The sequence below is a fragment of the Candidatus Binatus sp. genome (genome assembly GCF_036567905.1).
Classification (GTDB): Bacteria; Desulfobacterota; Binatia; order Binatales; family Binataceae; genus Binatus.
In genome coordinates this window covers 63,128-76,979 of record NZ_DATCTO010000034.1, presented here as the reverse complement: position 1 = coordinate 76,979, position 13,852 = coordinate 63,128, and the positions used below count along the sequence as shown (strand labels likewise).

23 protein-coding genes are annotated in these 13,852 nt (G+C 61.4%); 6 read left to right on the top strand and 17 right to left on the bottom strand.

The features are described from left to right. Nucleotides 1-193: 193 nt before the first annotated feature. The 8 genes from VIO10_RS04945 to VIO10_RS04910 form a co-directional block, all read right to left on the bottom strand. Nucleotides 194-778 (bottom strand): hypothetical protein, encoded by a 585-nt coding sequence (locus VIO10_RS04945; protein WP_331960248.1) that lies wholly within the window; start codon nt 776-778, stop codon nt 194-196. Nucleotides 779-1,203: 425 nt separating this feature from the next. Further along, a complete protein-coding gene (locus VIO10_RS04940; protein ID WP_331960245.1) occupies nt 1,204-1,689 on the bottom strand; it encodes a hypothetical protein in 486 nt (161 codons plus the stop codon). Between the two features lie 70 nt (nt 1,690-1,759). Beyond that, nucleotides 1,760-2,062 (bottom strand): hypothetical protein, encoded by a 303-nt coding sequence (locus VIO10_RS04935; RefSeq protein ID WP_331960242.1) that lies wholly within the window; start codon nt 2,060-2,062, stop codon nt 1,760-1,762. Then, nucleotides 2,059-2,469, bottom strand: coding sequence for a hypothetical protein (locus VIO10_RS04930; protein ID WP_331960239.1), 411 nt, complete (start codon nt 2,467-2,469; stop codon nt 2,059-2,061). Before VIO10_RS04930 ends, VIO10_RS04935 begins: the two co-directional genes overlap by 4 nt. 109 nt (nt 2,470-2,578) lie before the next feature. Further along, the gene (locus tag VIO10_RS04925) at nt 2,579-2,839 is read right to left on the bottom strand and encodes a hypothetical protein (protein ID WP_331960236.1); all 261 of its coding nucleotides are present in this window, start codon (nt 2,837-2,839) and stop codon (nt 2,579-2,581) included. Nucleotides 2,840-2,890: 51 nt separating this feature from the next. Further along, on the bottom strand, nt 2,891-3,409 hold the full coding sequence (locus VIO10_RS04920) for a glycoside hydrolase family 108 protein (RefSeq protein WP_331960233.1): 519 nt from the start codon (nt 3,407-3,409) through the stop codon (nt 2,891-2,893). Continuing rightward, complete coding sequence (locus VIO10_RS04915; RefSeq protein WP_331960230.1) at nt 3,384-3,887, bottom strand: helix-turn-helix domain-containing protein; 504 nt, start codon at nt 3,885-3,887, stop codon at nt 3,384-3,386. Before VIO10_RS04915 ends, VIO10_RS04920 begins: the two co-directional genes overlap by 26 nt. After that, nucleotides 3,884-4,105: a hypothetical protein gene (locus tag VIO10_RS04910; RefSeq protein WP_331960227.1), complete on the bottom strand. Its 222-nt coding sequence runs from the start codon at nt 4,103-4,105 to the stop codon at nt 3,884-3,886. The genes VIO10_RS04915 and VIO10_RS04910 overlap by 4 nt, the downstream gene beginning before the upstream one ends. Before the next feature lie 318 nt (nt 4,106-4,423). On the opposite strand from VIO10_RS04910, the gene VIO10_RS04905 reads away from it, so the two are divergent. Together VIO10_RS04905 and VIO10_RS04900 are read left to right on the top strand one after the other, a co-directional pair. After that, complete coding sequence (locus VIO10_RS04905) at nt 4,424-5,086, top strand: XRE family transcriptional regulator (protein ID WP_331960224.1); 663 nt, start codon at nt 4,424-4,426, stop codon at nt 5,084-5,086. A 216-nt stretch (nt 5,087-5,302) separates the two neighbouring features. After that, on the top strand, nt 5,303-5,644 hold the full coding sequence (locus tag VIO10_RS04900; RefSeq protein WP_331960221.1) for a hypothetical protein: 342 nt from the start codon (nt 5,303-5,305) through the stop codon (nt 5,642-5,644). 118 nt (nt 5,645-5,762) lie between these two features. Here the strand turns inward: VIO10_RS04900 and VIO10_RS04895 are convergent, their stop codons facing one another. The 3 genes from VIO10_RS04895 to VIO10_RS04885 form a co-directional block, all read right to left on the bottom strand. After that, nucleotides 5,763-6,191 (bottom strand): helix-turn-helix domain-containing protein, encoded by a 429-nt coding sequence (locus VIO10_RS04895; RefSeq protein WP_331960218.1) that lies wholly within the window; start codon nt 6,189-6,191, stop codon nt 5,763-5,765. 54 nt (nt 6,192-6,245) lie between these two features. After that, complete coding sequence (locus tag VIO10_RS04890) at nt 6,246-6,947, bottom strand: YqgE/AlgH family protein (protein WP_331960215.1); 702 nt, start codon at nt 6,945-6,947, stop codon at nt 6,246-6,248. A 159-nt stretch (nt 6,948-7,106) separates the two neighbouring features. After that, nucleotides 7,107-7,307, bottom strand: a complete 201-nt coding sequence (locus VIO10_RS04885; protein WP_331960212.1) for a hypothetical protein — start codon at nt 7,305-7,307, stop codon at nt 7,107-7,109. 227 nt (nt 7,308-7,534) lie between these two features. On the opposite strand from VIO10_RS04885, the gene VIO10_RS04880 reads away from it, so the two are divergent. The 4 genes from VIO10_RS04880 to VIO10_RS04865 all read left to right on the top strand — a co-directional run bounded on the left by VIO10_RS04880 (nt 7,535) and on the right by VIO10_RS04865 (nt 10,073). Beyond that, nucleotides 7,535-8,152 carry a hypothetical protein gene (locus VIO10_RS04880; RefSeq protein WP_331960209.1) on the top strand — a complete coding sequence of 206 codons (618 nt, stop codon included), beginning with the start codon at nt 7,535-7,537 and terminating at the stop codon, nt 8,150-8,152. A gap of 43 nt (nt 8,153-8,195) precedes the next feature. After that, entirely contained in the window at nt 8,196-8,630 is a 435-nt protein-coding gene (locus tag VIO10_RS04875; RefSeq protein WP_331960206.1) for a hypothetical protein, read from the top strand. Nucleotides 8,631-9,060: 430 nt separating this feature from the next. Then, on the top strand, nt 9,061-9,702 hold the full coding sequence (locus VIO10_RS04870; RefSeq protein WP_331960203.1) for a Spy/CpxP family protein refolding chaperone: 642 nt from the start codon (nt 9,061-9,063) through the stop codon (nt 9,700-9,702). 32 nt (nt 9,703-9,734) lie between these two features. Next, complete coding sequence (locus VIO10_RS04865) at nt 9,735-10,073, top strand: hypothetical protein (RefSeq protein ID WP_331960200.1); 339 nt, start codon at nt 9,735-9,737, stop codon at nt 10,071-10,073. Nucleotides 10,074-10,196: 123 nt separating this feature from the next. Here VIO10_RS04865 and VIO10_RS04860 read toward each other — a convergent pair whose 3' ends face one another. From VIO10_RS04860 to VIO10_RS04835, 6 genes are all read right to left on the bottom strand, one after another. Further along, nucleotides 10,197-10,352, bottom strand: a complete 156-nt coding sequence (locus tag VIO10_RS04860; RefSeq protein ID WP_331960197.1) for a hypothetical protein — start codon at nt 10,350-10,352, stop codon at nt 10,197-10,199. Between the two features lie 26 nt (nt 10,353-10,378). Further along, the gene (locus tag VIO10_RS04855; protein ID WP_331960194.1) at nt 10,379-10,780 is read right to left on the bottom strand and encodes a BON domain-containing protein; all 402 of its coding nucleotides are present in this window, start codon (nt 10,778-10,780) and stop codon (nt 10,379-10,381) included. 24 nt (nt 10,781-10,804) lie between these two features. Next, the gene (locus VIO10_RS04850) at nt 10,805-11,092 is read right to left on the bottom strand and encodes a hypothetical protein (RefSeq protein WP_331960191.1); all 288 of its coding nucleotides are present in this window, start codon (nt 11,090-11,092) and stop codon (nt 10,805-10,807) included. A 114-nt stretch (nt 11,093-11,206) separates the two neighbouring features. Continuing rightward, nucleotides 11,207-11,377 (bottom strand): hypothetical protein, encoded by a 171-nt coding sequence (locus VIO10_RS04845; protein ID WP_331960188.1) that lies wholly within the window; start codon nt 11,375-11,377, stop codon nt 11,207-11,209. Nucleotides 11,378-11,517: 140 nt separating this feature from the next. Then, nucleotides 11,518-12,660 carry a PHB depolymerase family esterase gene (locus VIO10_RS04840; protein WP_331960185.1) on the bottom strand — a complete coding sequence of 381 codons (1,143 nt, stop codon included), beginning with the start codon at nt 12,658-12,660 and terminating at the stop codon, nt 11,518-11,520. 118 nt (nt 12,661-12,778) lie between these two features. Continuing rightward, the gene (locus tag VIO10_RS04835; protein ID WP_331960182.1) at nt 12,779-13,783 is read right to left on the bottom strand and encodes a BON domain-containing protein; all 1,005 of its coding nucleotides are present in this window, start codon (nt 13,781-13,783) and stop codon (nt 12,779-12,781) included. Nucleotides 13,784-13,852: the final 69 nt, after the last annotated feature.

The window sequence follows — 13,852 nt, the reverse complement described above, 5'->3', positions numbered from 1 at the left end:
GCGACCGCTGCGGCGGCGCGCGGTGTTAAGCCGTTGCGGCGGCGGCGGCATGGAGGAAGAATCACCTGCGCGGTGGGCGGCAGGGGCTGCAGCCCCTGCACCCGCAGTGAGAAGACGCGAAAATCTGCGCAGCGCATCTTTTCGCGACTACGCACTGGCGGCACAGTATTAAGATAACCGCGTGGGGTCATGGTCAGGCTTCTCCTTTCTCAACATTGGGTGCAGGGGTCACCGCTGCCGCAACGGCCTCGTAATCGGCGCTGGCCGCCACGAACTCCGCGATTCCGAGGTACGGCGCGGCGCGACTCGGCGCGATCGAGCGCGCGCCGACGGGGCCGAGCCGCAAGCCGACTTCGTTGTACGACAGGCACGCGAGCGCCGAGCATATCGGGCAGCCGTCGAGCTGCGGCATCTTTTCGGTGAACAAAATCGTGTCGAAGGCGCTGTCGAACCCCTGCTCGAGGATTTTGCCGTAGCCGTAATCCTCGGCGCTGTAGAGGCAGGCCGCCGCGACAATCCCCCATCGCTGATCGTCGGCCAGCGTCTTGTTCGACCAGATTTCCCAGTAGTCAGTTCCGAGGATCGAGTCGTGGAACGGGCGGGTCACTACGCGCGGCATCAGCGCCTCGATCACGATGCCGTCGGTCGGATTCGATTTCGACGGCGGCATTTCGCACACGGCGATTGCGACGTGGGAGAAGCGGCCGCCCGTCGCGCGGATTATTTCCAGCGACAGGCGGCCGGTGCCGCGCATCAAAATCAAATCTCCAGGCTTCATCGGTTGCGACCGCGGCGGCATGGAGGAAGAATCACCTGCGCGGCAGGGCTGAGCCCTGCACTCGGTATTAAGGCCGCCCGCCGTTGGCGGGCGCGGCCCGTGCCAACGGCTTGGTACTGCGCTGCCGTCGCCACGGCCAGGGGCTGCGGCCCCTGCACCCGCATCGTCAATCGAAAAGTGCGCCGAAGCGCCCTTTTCTCTCGGGGCTGAGAGCGAAAGCTGCGCTGCGCAGATTTCGCGATTATCACTGCGCCCCCCGTCGCCACGGGGCGCCCCGCGCGTAGCGGTGGGCAGGGCTGAGCCCTGCACCCAGTGTTAAGGCCGTTTTCGTTGCTCCGTGTCGCGCGCGGCCGTTGCGACCGCGGCGCAGTTAATTCACGGTTCGTATTCATTGCTCCCTTTCAATCGCCGCCCGTGCCAACGGGTTAGCTCTTGGCCACGGATGCGCCGGTCGGCGCGGTCACGGGTGCAGGCGCGACTCCGGACGGGCAGTTCGCCAGCGCTGGAATAATCGGGTTGCCGGAAGTGTCCTTGGGGACGGATAGCTGATTGGCCGCGTTGGTCCACTGATTCGCATAGCACCAGGCCTTCTGTCCCTGTTGGCTGGCAGCGGCCATCGTCGATGTCAGGGTCACCGGCAAATTCGAGAGCGAGAGCGAACCGTCACAGAACTGCACCAGCCAGCCGTAATTGGTCTGCGCCTGTCCGTTGCAGAAGTTGGTGATTTCCACGGTAAGAGCCGTCGCGGATGGGACGATGCTCTTGTTGCCAGCCTGGCTCTGCACGGTTGGTGCAGTCAGGCCACCGCCCTGTTGCGCGGCCATCGGCAACCCAAAAAGACTGCATCCGGCGAGTGCGAACAGGCTGAGGCACAGGAATAGTCCGAGCAGTTTTTCAATCTTCGAACTCATATAGGTCTCTCCTTTTTCGGCGGCTTCATTGCCGCGTTGTTTCAGTATTAAGAGCGCCGAGGCTGCTTCCTCATGGAGCTACCACCACGTGTTGAGCCACCTCGCCGGCGATCGAGCCGCCGAGCGTGCTCGCGATTCCGGTCGTCGTCGAGAGCTGATCGGAAACGGACAAGCCGCTATCAGAGCCCGGAACCGGATACCTCGCGTCGGTGACAGCCACGGCGCCGGTCCAGAAATGCTGCTGCACGAAATGGGTGCAGAAGTTGACGCCCATCGCGTCGCCCCAGCATTTCGATGTGACTCCGCTGCCGCATCCGGTGGCGCAAACCGCGATGGACAATGCCAGAGCTACCGAGGTGAGGAATCGCGTCACTGAGAAACCGCGCGGGAGTATGCGTCGCGGCAGTAGTCGCGATCGTCGTGAAGAATCTGGAATCGCTTCCGGCGAATCAGGTCCTGGTCGAGCGTAAAACACGCCGCCAATCCCGAGTCCGGCGGACATGGCGCCTGATGCGCGTCGGGCAACTGGGGCGGCGCGTCCAGCGGCGCCAGGCTTGCCAGCCTGTTGGCAGTATTAAGAGCGGCGGTGCACGGTGCGGACTGCGTCTGTTGTGGCGACAATGCGGGCATCGCAGGCGCGTCGAGGTGGATCGTCGGCGCGCATCCCGCGAGCAGGAATGTGGATATCAACGCCAATGCAACGCCTACGCGGCGGGCGGTCGCGGCGGCGACGGCGCGGTGATAAGCGCAAAATCCGCGCAGCGCGGCTTTTGCTCTCATGCGCGAAAAGAGAATGATCCCCCTCGCGCGAGAGCGAGAGATGCGCCTCGCATATCTCGCGATTCTCACTGCGCCCCCCGTCGCCACGGGGCGCCCCGCGAGCAGCGGTTTAATTGCCGTGGTCCGCATCGACTTTCTTACCGCTGGTGCGCACATCGTTTTTCGCCTGCTCGACGTCGGCCTCGGACTGATCGCTGATCCCCAGCGGGGTGTCGCCGACGACCCGGCCGTAAACCGCCAGCGCGCCGGTTCCGATCGCCAGCATCGCGTCCGCCGAGACGTGGCCGGTGGTGAAAATTATCGACAGCCCGGTCAGGATGGCGCCGAGTCCGCCCCAGAAACCTTTGCTTTTCCAAAATGCTTTTTTCACTTTTTCACCATCTACGCGGCCTCTGTGCGCCTCTTAATGCTGTTAAGTGCATCAGCGGTATGCACGCGTGAGCCATCCTTTGATGAACTTGTTTTGGTTCTTGCCCTGGTTGGCAGCGACAAGCCGGTAATGCGCCGCCAGCTCCGAACGCAACGCCGCGATCAGAGCGGCCGGATCAGCGCGCGCGGTCTGGGCCGCGGTGTCGGCGCCAATCACGCCGTCTTCGGTCACGGGCAGGCCGCACGCGCGCAGCGCCCGCTGAAGGCATCGGATCGCGTCGCCGGCGCCCATGTTGACGGCGAGATCGAAGGTCTTGGCCGCGGCCGCGGCGGGCAAGCGGGCAAATCCGAATCGCAACCACCATTCACGCCAGTAGATTTCCACCGCCGCGTCGCGGGTGAGGTCCGCGACCGCGAGTCCGGGATGCGAACGGGCTGAAATTCCGAAGTTGGTGGCGCCGCCGGGGTCGGCCGGATTGGACGAATAGCCACCCTCGTTGGCGAGCACGCATTCGACGGCGGTCAAAAATTCAGGGCTGTAGGCGTCAGAACCGCTGCTTGATGGGTCCACGTTTCAATCGCTCGGCGATCGGCGCGGACGTTGACGCGGCCGGCGCGGCGGCCGGGGTTTCGGGAGCGCGATAAAGGGCGAGCACCTTGTACACGTATCGCTCAGTGCATCGGAGTTCGTGGGCGATGCGCGAGATGCTGACGTGGTCGGCACGCATCGCGACAATTCGCACGCGCCGGCGCGCCTGATTGCTGGTGACCGGAATCAACAGGCGATCGCCACCAAACACGCGCGCCATCGCCAGCGCCGCGGGCAGCCCAATGGAGCGCGTGACCAGGTCGCCGGGTGCGGGAGCTACCGGGATGTACAAGCGGCGGCCGCCGAAATCCGCGATCAGCTTGTCGGCGGCGTCGTCACCGATTGAATGACCGATCTGATCGAAGAGCGAGGTCCGCGCGGCGGCCGGGAAAGGATTGAAACGCGGCGCCATCGACAGGGCACGGTCGAGCGCGGGCATCCGGCTGGGGACGGCGTTCATAAGCCGTACGCGACGCGAAGATTGGAGGGAATCGAGCCGATATTGCGATCGCGGTCGTAAACCAGACGCCAACTAATCTCGCGGTTATCGTGGACGCAGCTTTGGCACAGGCCGTGGTTGCGAATTACGTCGGCGTGGGTGGTGGTCGCGTGACACCACAGACAAGCAACGAGGCGATTAGAAACGGTGAGGCGAACGGGAGCGGCCGCGGGTTCCATAAATCCTCCGCGCGAGTTGGGGGAATATCGGACAGCGTAGCGATGAAGGGAGCGAAGAAAACTGAGCGGGCGGGCTGGTCGAACTGAAAAGAAAAGTCGTCGCCGCAGCGGGCGCTGAGTCTCGAACTAGGCTAAAAGTGTGTAGGCGGTAAGATCGATCAGTGGCGAGCGGTGTGGGGTAAGCTGACGAAGAGATGGCACGGCGACCGGGGGAGATTGAACGCGCTTTTGGGGGCGGGGGTTTGGGCTTTAATAGAGAGTGGTTTGCTTGTGGCAAGATCATGCGTTTTATAAATCTTATTTCACACTAGGAGATTTATGTCAACCACAGTAGTTGACGCAGAATTCCGCGCCCGGCTGACGCAGGTGATCCATTCATTCGGCTCGGTGGTCGCGGCGGCGACCGCGGTCGGGGTATCGGACAACGCAATCTACAAATGGTTAAAGGGCACGGGAAACCCGAGCGCCGCGAACCTGATGGCGCTGGCGCGAGCGGGGCGGGTGTCGGTGGAATGGCTGGCGACGGGCGCGGAGGCGGCGCAGAGTGCGCAGGCGATCACGCGGGCAGTTGAACACGGCGACTTCATCTTCATGCCGCGCAACCGGATTCGATTTTCGAGCGGGCGCGACGGGATACTTCGCAGCGACCAGGTGGTGGACTCGATCGCGTTCCGCGCGGGCTGGGTCAAGCAGCGGCTGAACACGGAGTCGCGCGACTTAATTTTGATCGAGGTAGTGGGCGATTCGATGGCGCCGACGGTCGAGGATTCGGACCTGATACTCGCCAATCTGGCGGAGCCGCGCTTCAGACAGGACGGGATCTATCTGTTGCGCCATGACGGCGGGCTTACGGTGAAGCGAATCCAGCGGCGTCCGGACGGAAAGTTGCTGGTGCGCAGCGACAATCCGAAGTACGAAGCGATGGTAGTGTCCACGGTGAAAATCATCGGCCGAGTGATTTGGATAGGCGGCTGCGTGTGATCGGCGCGGCCCGATTGGAGGTGCGGGGATCTTGGCGAAATATGCCGGCTTGAAAATCACTGCGCGGCGGTGCGTCATCTGAATATACGGGCGCAATCAGATCGCGCGTGACTGCCGCGCCTGGCCTGCATTATTGACCTCGAAGCGAAAGCAGCCGACCAGGGCCACGCTGAAGGCTATGTCGAGATGACGAAGCATCCTGCATAATCGATTCCCATGAAGAAGGTGCTGATGGTTTGTACCGGTAATCTGGATCGCAGCCCGACGGCCGCGATGGTGCTGGCGGAAATGTGCGCTCCGATGTGGGTTACATCGGCAGGTACGGAACCGTGGGCGCGCAATCCGGTCAGTCTGGAGCTGGTCGAGGAGGCCGACGTGATTTGCGTCATGGAAGAGGCGCATCGCCGGCATATCCGCGACCGGTTCGGCGAAGCGCACGCGGGGAAAGTGTTGGTGCTCGACGTTCCCGACAACTACGTCTGCTGGGAAGACAAACTCATTGAACTGCTCAAACAAAAGCTGCGCACCGCACTGGGACTGACCGGTTCGCGACGATAGCGGGCGTCGAGGCGCTCGCCACCGCGACCATGATCGGTCTGCTCAGCGCCGCAATTTTCGTGTTGGGGGCGACGGGCGTGGCGGCGGCCGACGGCTTTGGAAGGACGATCTGAACCTGCTATCTGCCGACCGCGTGACGAACCGTGTTGAGTATATAGATGAAGTCGCGCGGCGATTTCACGTCGCCGAGAAGCGACACGCGCGACAGCATTTCCATCTCGTCGCCCGAGATGCTGTGGATGCGCCTGATTTGATCGTCCTTGCGGAAATCTTCCCACGCCGACTTCGCGTCGGTCTCGGGCTCAGGGCTGAGGATCGCCTGCGCGCGCGGATTGGCCAGAAAAAATAGTTCCCGCCGATCGAGCCCGAGCACTTCGGCAAGTCGGGTTACGATCTTGTCCGACGGGTGGCGTTTGCCCGATTCGAGGTGTCCGATGTACGGCGTGGAAGTCTTGATCCGGCGCGCGACCTCTTCCTGGGTCAGGTCGAGCTGCCGGCGGCGCTCACGAAGCACGTGACCGAAACTGCGTTCCTTGAAGCGTGTCATTGATGGTGTCCCCTTGAGAAGTTCTGCGCGGCGCGGGATCAACCGCCTTGCCAATCAATTGGGTGAGATTAGACGCTGCCAGTTTGTAGCATCGAAACGCCATTGAGGCAAATTCGGCGCGGGTGCCTGCCCTGCTTCGGCTTCCTGAAGATCGCCGCCCCGGACCAGGGTGGACCATAAATCCTTTGGATCGCTGAAAATCAGCTCGGACTTGGCCGGGACCACGTACCACGCGCCCCGCATAACCTCGCTGAGGAGCTGATCGCGCAACCACTGAGCCTTGCCTAAAATGACGCGGAGATCGGCGAATTGCGGGTCCTTCAGGATCCCGGCGATGGCGTCGTGGCCGGTGGCGACGTAAGTGTCGTCGAAAATTCGCGTCGCGGAAGCGGGCGCCGACGACGCGCGAAAGATCACTGACGGCTCGTCAGGTTCCACCGGCCCGCCCAGGTACATCGTTTCCTGCGTGAGCTTGAGCTGGCGCGCTTGCGGGAACATATCCCGAACCCGCACTTTGGCCGGACTGTTGATTATGACGCCGGCGAGCAGCGGCGGCTCGGTGGACGGGATCATCAAGATGACGGCGTGCTGAAACAGCGGATCCTGAAGATCGGGGGTGGCAACCAGAAACGAAGGCGTGGTCAGGTCCGTGCTTTGCGCCTTTTGCGCCGTCGCCAAGGTCGCAATCGCCGCCGTGAATACGACCAGGAGGCCCGCTACCGCCCGTCCACGGAGCTTGCTGGTGAATCCCCGCATACAGCAACTACATAGCCGCAACTCGAATCGATGTTCAACGCCCGATGGTGGAGCGGGGATTACGGCGCTTCGCAAGCGCTTCGCTCCAGCGCGTATGGATGGGCAGATTCCAAGCGTTTCCGAGCGCCAACTTCGAGCGTACAATCCAGCGACATGTGGCTACTCGATCGCAGCGACAGACGCACACCAGATCACACTACCAGCGATTTGCTCTGCCGCATCCAGCGACTTGAGCGCGAGCACGCGGAAGTCCGCGCCAGAGTCGAGAGCGAGCGCCAGCTTCGAATTCTCGCGGCGCAGATCGTCGGAGCGGCGCAGGTCGCGCCGGTCATCGGTGGCGCGGTCGAGAAATTTGCTCAAGCGATGAGAGCGCCACTCCCGCGCGGTCGCGCTGGCGGACTCGCTCGCGCCCGGAGCGCGTGGCGGTATTTCGACGGCACCTTCATGCCGGAGTCAGAAAAGTCCGAGGCGAACCTCGCCGACTACGAACGCTTTGCAGCCGGTGGTCGCGCGCGAGCCGCGCGGGCAGCCCGCGACACTGACGGAACGTTTCTGGGCGGAACGAAACCGTAAGAGGAAGTTTGGAAATGGCGATGAAATCTGCTGCTGAATTGCAAACTATGATCGAGGAGGAGACCAAGAAGATCGCCCGTCTGACCGCCGAAAATGAAGGCTTAGAAGATGAACTGGAGGCTGCCGAAGCGAACCTCGAACAGCTGATCGCGACCGTCTCCTCGGACAAACCACTGATCACAAATATCCGTCGAGCCTTTCAACAACGTCTTGAGAGGTTCGAGGCGCTCGCGGCCGACAAGACAAAGACGCACATGGATCTGGCAGAGGCAGCCGAGACCGAAAAGAAAGCTGAGTTGACACCGGAGCACCTATCAAAACTAGCATCTGAGCTGGACGACGACCCGTCACTCGTTAGAAAGTTAATTCCTCTCTTTGAGTGTAGGGTCGAGGTGCTCAAGGCTCAGGTTGGCTCGATCGCGCGTGGAACAAGAACGGCCCACGTCGCCACACACAAGTTAGTTGCCAGATCGCGCTATTCGTCTAAGAGCATTCCTGCCAACAAGATCGGCTTGACAAAGGTACTAGAAGGTTGCCGTCGCCATCGGCTACAGCTCGAATCCGAGCGCGCACTTTTCGCGGTCGCTATTCACCGTATCAGCGCTCTTCTTCTCAGGCGATCAGAGCAATGAGCGGGGAAGCGCGCCCTCACGCGCGATTCTTCCCTGAAACACGATGAATCCACACGACCTGTTTTTGGTGGCGCTCCTGATCGTTCTTCTAGTTGCATTGGGTATTGGCTCTGGAATCATGAATAACCTCGCTACGCTTACGTCAGCGCTCGATGAGCTTCGTCAACTACTTGATTCGAAGCTTCGCCCTGGAGTTGACAAAGACGACATCGACCCCGTCACCCGCCTGGCTGCCATACTGCTCGAAGAGAAGAGGGAAGCGCACAAGTGCCCCGAATGTGGTGCCCTGCCAGTTTTTGAGACCAGTTCAGAATCGGCGCGAAAAGACAAGGGGTCCGCTTTATTTTTCCGCTATATTTTCTCAGGCGGTTTGAAGGGCGGTTATTGGAAGTACCCGTACCATCTCGAAGACTGTAGCCTACGTGAACCGGAAAGTGCGGCTATAAGGACTTCCTCCTCGACAGGGGAAGAAGAGTAAAGGAAGGCGCACTCGCTTCGCTCGCGCGCGACTATTCCCTTGCCAATCGCCGATCTGCGCGAGGCGCTTGCCGCGAGCGCGTCCTGATTTTGGACGCAACTACCGCAAGCGGGCAGGCCTTCGGCTAAAGAGACTCTCGATCCACGGCCCGGCGAAATCATCGCCATCGAGTTCTGCTGCGAGTCGTGAGAGCGTGTCCGCGCTAGGAGCGTGAACTAGAAGCACGTCGCTCGCGCCCGCGGTTCATTTGATTTGCTTTGTTCAACGTTGCGCCAGGCGGCGGGGGCCGCCAGAACTTGCTTAAGTTGGGTAGCGCACACGAATGTGCTGTAGGGCACTTTCTTTCGGCGAATGCAGGTGGAATTCTCGTACCCTTTAGGCGAGACTGGCGGAGGTTCCAAAATCGTCCGTCGCCGCAAGCGCATCGGATGTGGGAACAATCAAATTGAAGCGGCGGCGAATTTTGAGCGCGCGGGAGTTTCAACGTTTCAGCAATCGCAACTACAAGGGAGTGTACATCATGATCCTGCTCAAGCATCCGGCCGCATGCGCGGCCAGCGCGGCGGCAGCTCTGCTCGGCGCTATCGTTCTCGCCGGCCCTTTGTTTGCGGCCTCAGGTGATTTCTCCCAGGCGGCTGCGACCAAGTCGCCCGCGGCCGGCGAGGTGGTAGCGCAGGCTGCGCCGCCCGAGATGATGGCGGCGCCAGCGCCGGAAGCGCACGGAATTGCATCGGTCGAGGCGCGGATCACGGAGCTGCACAAAAAGCTCCACATCACGGACGCGCAGAAGACTCAATGGGACGACCTCGCCCAAGTGATGCGCGATAACGCGCAGGCGATGGTGGAGCTGCAAAAGCAACGGGCGGCAAACGCGAAGTCGCTGAACGCAGTCGAAGTCGTCAAATCCTATGGGTCCGTGATCGAAGCGCATGACGCTGGAATGAAGAAATTCATTCCGGCCTTCGAGGCTCTGTACAACAGCATGTCGGACGCGCAGAAAAAGGTCGCCGACTCGCTGTTCCGGAGCCGCGCGCGGACTGCGGCGAAAAAAGAGGCCAAAGAGAGCAAATGAACCGGGAGTCGCTCCCGCGATGGAGAGTCACCATGCAAATATCGCCCAAGCCGAAAAAGGCATCGCGCTCTAAGATAGGCAGGATCGCGACGGCGGTCGCGTTTGCCCTGGTGATCGGCAGTGTCTCGGTCGGGCCGGCTCGCGCCGACGACCATCACGGCGGCGATCGCGGCCGCGGCGGCGATCAGCATAATGATCACGGCGATCGCGGCCGCGGACCCAACATCTATTATGCGCCTCAGCCGGACTATTATTACGCGCCTCAGCCGGACTACTACTATGCGCCTGAGCCCTACGAATATTATCCGCCGCAGCCGGACTACTACCCGCCGCCGCCGCCCGAGGGCGTCAACCTCTTTTTTGGATTTTGACCGCGGGACCGGATCAACAGCGAAGAGCTAGAATCGCTGTCGATCCGACGGGTTGAATTGGCTTTCGCTGGTTCGACTTCGGCCGACGGCGCCGCAATTGGCGGCTGCGACGTAAGCTAATGGTCAGATGTGAAGGCCGCCGTTGATTAGCCAGACGACCAACATGATCATGAGCACCAGCATCAACAGGCCGCCCGGATCCCTGGCGCCGTGATGATAGGTTCGGTAACCACCGCCGCCGGCGAATAGAATCAGTACGATGATGAGAATCAATAACATCGTGCTTTAACCCCGCTGACGGCCGGCTAATGCCAGGTCAGCTGATTTTTTACCCCGGTGACGCCTTGTGCGGCGGCCGCAATGTCACCGGCATGTTGCGCGGCCTGGGCCGACTTGACCACGCCGCTCAACAAGATCTTGCCATGGTCGCAATCGACGGCAACCGGATAGTTGTCGGTAACACCGTCGCGGGCAAGTGCGCTCTTGACCTCGGTGATCAGCAGATCGTCGTGCGCACGTTCAGCCGGGGAGTTGTAATGATGCTCCGCGGTGACGTTTACGCTGTCGTTCTGCCGCGACACGGAGCTCGAGGAGTCGGGGGGACCCGGTTGGGCGCGGGCACTGAAGGCCAGCAGTCCGCCGCCAATCAATGACGCGATCGCGAATGTGGCCACCGCTGTTCTTTTTCGATTGCGATAGTTTCGCATCGCAGTATTCTCCCCCAGCTGCGATCAGTTGCTGGGAGTCACGGTGGTGGATTCGCTGTGATGGGAACTCGAGCTATTCACGGTGCCGGCATTGCCCGAGTCACTTGAATTGCTTGAGCGATCGATCGACGTGTTGCTGGTCGTAGTAGGAGGAACCACCGGTGCAGGCGCGGGCTGCACGACGACTTGAGCCGGCGCGGCGGGGACATAACTGGTGGTGTCAACTTCCTTGGTGCTGGTGCCGCATCCGGCAACGCAGGCGAAGGCCGCAGTAGCCACGACGCTGATGGCAAATCGTTGCACTGAATTCATTTTAGTTTCTCCCTTGGACTTTGGCTGTGAGTTGGCGATCGGACTTTTCCGACCCACCAATTGTTACTTTGAACACAAGGCTCGTTGCCGAACGCTGTCAATTCGAGACTGGCGCTAATCGCCGCTGGTCTGTGTGGTCGTGGTCTTCTGCGTGGTTACGGCGGGACTCGGGACGTTGCTCTGGGTGGTAGTGGAGGTCCGCGTGACCTCTGCGGGAGGCGGGCCGGTATCTACCGGCACGAACACGGCGCATCCGCCGGCCCACACGCTGCCAACTAGAATCATAGTTGAGATACATACTGCTTTAGTCAGTTTTCGATTAGTCACAAGCTCACGGTAGCATGACCAGTAAAATAAAGTATGCTTTGATCGTTGATTAAGGTCACTCATATAACCAAAGGGCCGTATATCCCCGTTAGTCCGCTCTAATCGCCTCGCGCAGTCGGCGATTCGAGCGACCAGTCGCGCGTGTCCTGATCGTTCGAAATGCCGAGCGGATGGCGTCTGAGGAAGTTCAACATCCGCTCGTTCCACCGAGCCGGCCAGCGCATGTGACGAACCAGGCCGCGGAAACTTGCGACGGTCGAGATCTCGCCATCGGCCATCTCATCGGTGCCGCATGAGTCGTCGCACGAAGGTACCCGGATTCCCGACGAATCGACGATAACGTCCTCGATGCTGCCGCCGAGCGCGCGCACACGGTGTGCAAACCTGCTGCCGTTCGGACAAATTCCGCCGATGTCGCAATCGTTGTGCACGTGCATCAGCGGTACCCGCGGATTGAACACTCGCGCCTGGCCGTCGCCCACCGGAGCGACCGCTACTGGAGTCTGGGTGCACACGTCGAACAGCGCGGCGAACGGGTCGGGCGCGGAATAGACGGCCGCGGCTGCGACCCACGGCCGATTCAATGCGTATAGCAGCGCCATCGCGGCGCCGTTGGACCAGCCCATCATATAGATCCGCTGACGATCGACTTTTCCTGTGGCGGTCATTTCATCGACGAAATGATCAATCGAAGCTGCGTCCGCGTTTTCGTCGTAAGTCGCATCACCTACGGCGACCGCTCCAGTGAGACTCAGCTGCCGGTACCAGTTGTCCCAGCCGAGCGCGTTCGAATCGTATCCAGGATAGAGATGCGTCGTGTAGCGGCCTTGTGGCGCAAGCAGAATGAAACCGGGAGCCCCTTGCTTGAGAACTCCTTTGTCAATCAGCCCAACCAGGCCGGTGAGAATTACCGAGTAGGCGCTCGTTTCGGATGGATGAAGGAATACCAACATCGGCAGCGGTTCTCGCTCGGCGGCGCCCGCAGGCTCGTAGAGACAGGCGTAGCGCGCGTCGCCGTTTCGGTCGGTCCACGGGCCCAACAGCTTACCGCCGAGGCATACCGAGTTGCGCGCGGCCACAAAGCTGGCGTACCAGCCTCGGTCCACCTGTGCTGGGGGGTCGCCGAACGGACTGCATCTGGCGCCGGCGAATGCGTTGAGGCTCGCCAACCACGCCGCGATCAAGGCGATGCCGGCGGCGAGACGATGGCGAAGGCAGTCCTGACGTGTGTCGCAAGCCATGGAATCATTTGCTCTCTAGATCGGATGACTGCTTCTTCCATGCGCGCGATTCTAAAATCGAGACAAGCCCCCGCAAACCCAAATATTTCGGGTGGCGTCGGGCCGCAGCCGCGTTGGGTTAGTCCCGCAGGCGCAGATCGTCCTGGACCGCGCGCACGCCCGGAACCGAACGCGCTAGCACTGCGGCCTCCAGGTTCCGCGCGCCGGTGGGGACGGTCCCAGTCAGCCGCGCGACGCCGTTCCTCACCTCGAGGCCGACGTATTTGAACTGATGCTCGTCGAGAGCCTTCCTGACCGTGCGCTGCAGCTCGCCGTCGCTCGCGTTCACGGCTTGCTGCTTCGCGCTCGGCACCACCTGCAGTTCATTCACCACGCGCTTTACTCCGCTCACCTTGAGGGCATCGGCCTGCGCGGCGCTTTTCGCGTCCTGTGAGTTTACAATCCCGAACAGCGTCACCACCCCGTTCCACGAGTCCAGATCGATTTCGAATCCCGGAACGTTGCTATCGGCCAGTAAGCTCATCCTCACGGCCGACGTGACCCATATGTCGTTGGCGGTGTCCCAAGCTCCGTATCCCGCGCTGGACGGCGGCGTGGGCGCGCGCCAGATCTCCGCATCGGCCAGGGTGTCGGGACTCTGGATCTCGCTGGCGACCCGGCCAACACCCGGCACCGTGGCCGTATCCTCGACGGCGCGCAGGTGAGCGCTGAGGGTCTTTGCCGTGCCGCCCAGCAGCACGACGCCATGGTTCACGGATTGCACAGTGATACTGCTGCTCTTGAGTGAGGGATCGGCCTGTAACGCCTGTTCGATCCGCTGCTTGAGGTCGTCATCAGACAGTCGCATCGCCTTCTCATGCTGTGGGGCGACCACCTGCAACAAGTTGCGCACGCCTTCAACGCCCTCGACTTTTCGAGCGATGTTCTCGGCCTTCGCCTTCTCCTCGGCGGAGTGCACCTTGCCATACAGAGTGACTTGGCCCATAACCGTGTCCACCTTAATGGCCGTCCCGCTCACGCCCTCGGTGGTCAACAGGGCCAGCTTGATTTTCGTGGTGATCCAGGCGTCCGGAGTCGCCGCCCCGGCCGGCGCGGCCAGCGCAGCGCCCAGCACCACAACCATGACACCGTACCTAATCCAGATCCACGATAGTCGATGCATGATACTTCTCCCTGAGCGACAATGCTCAAC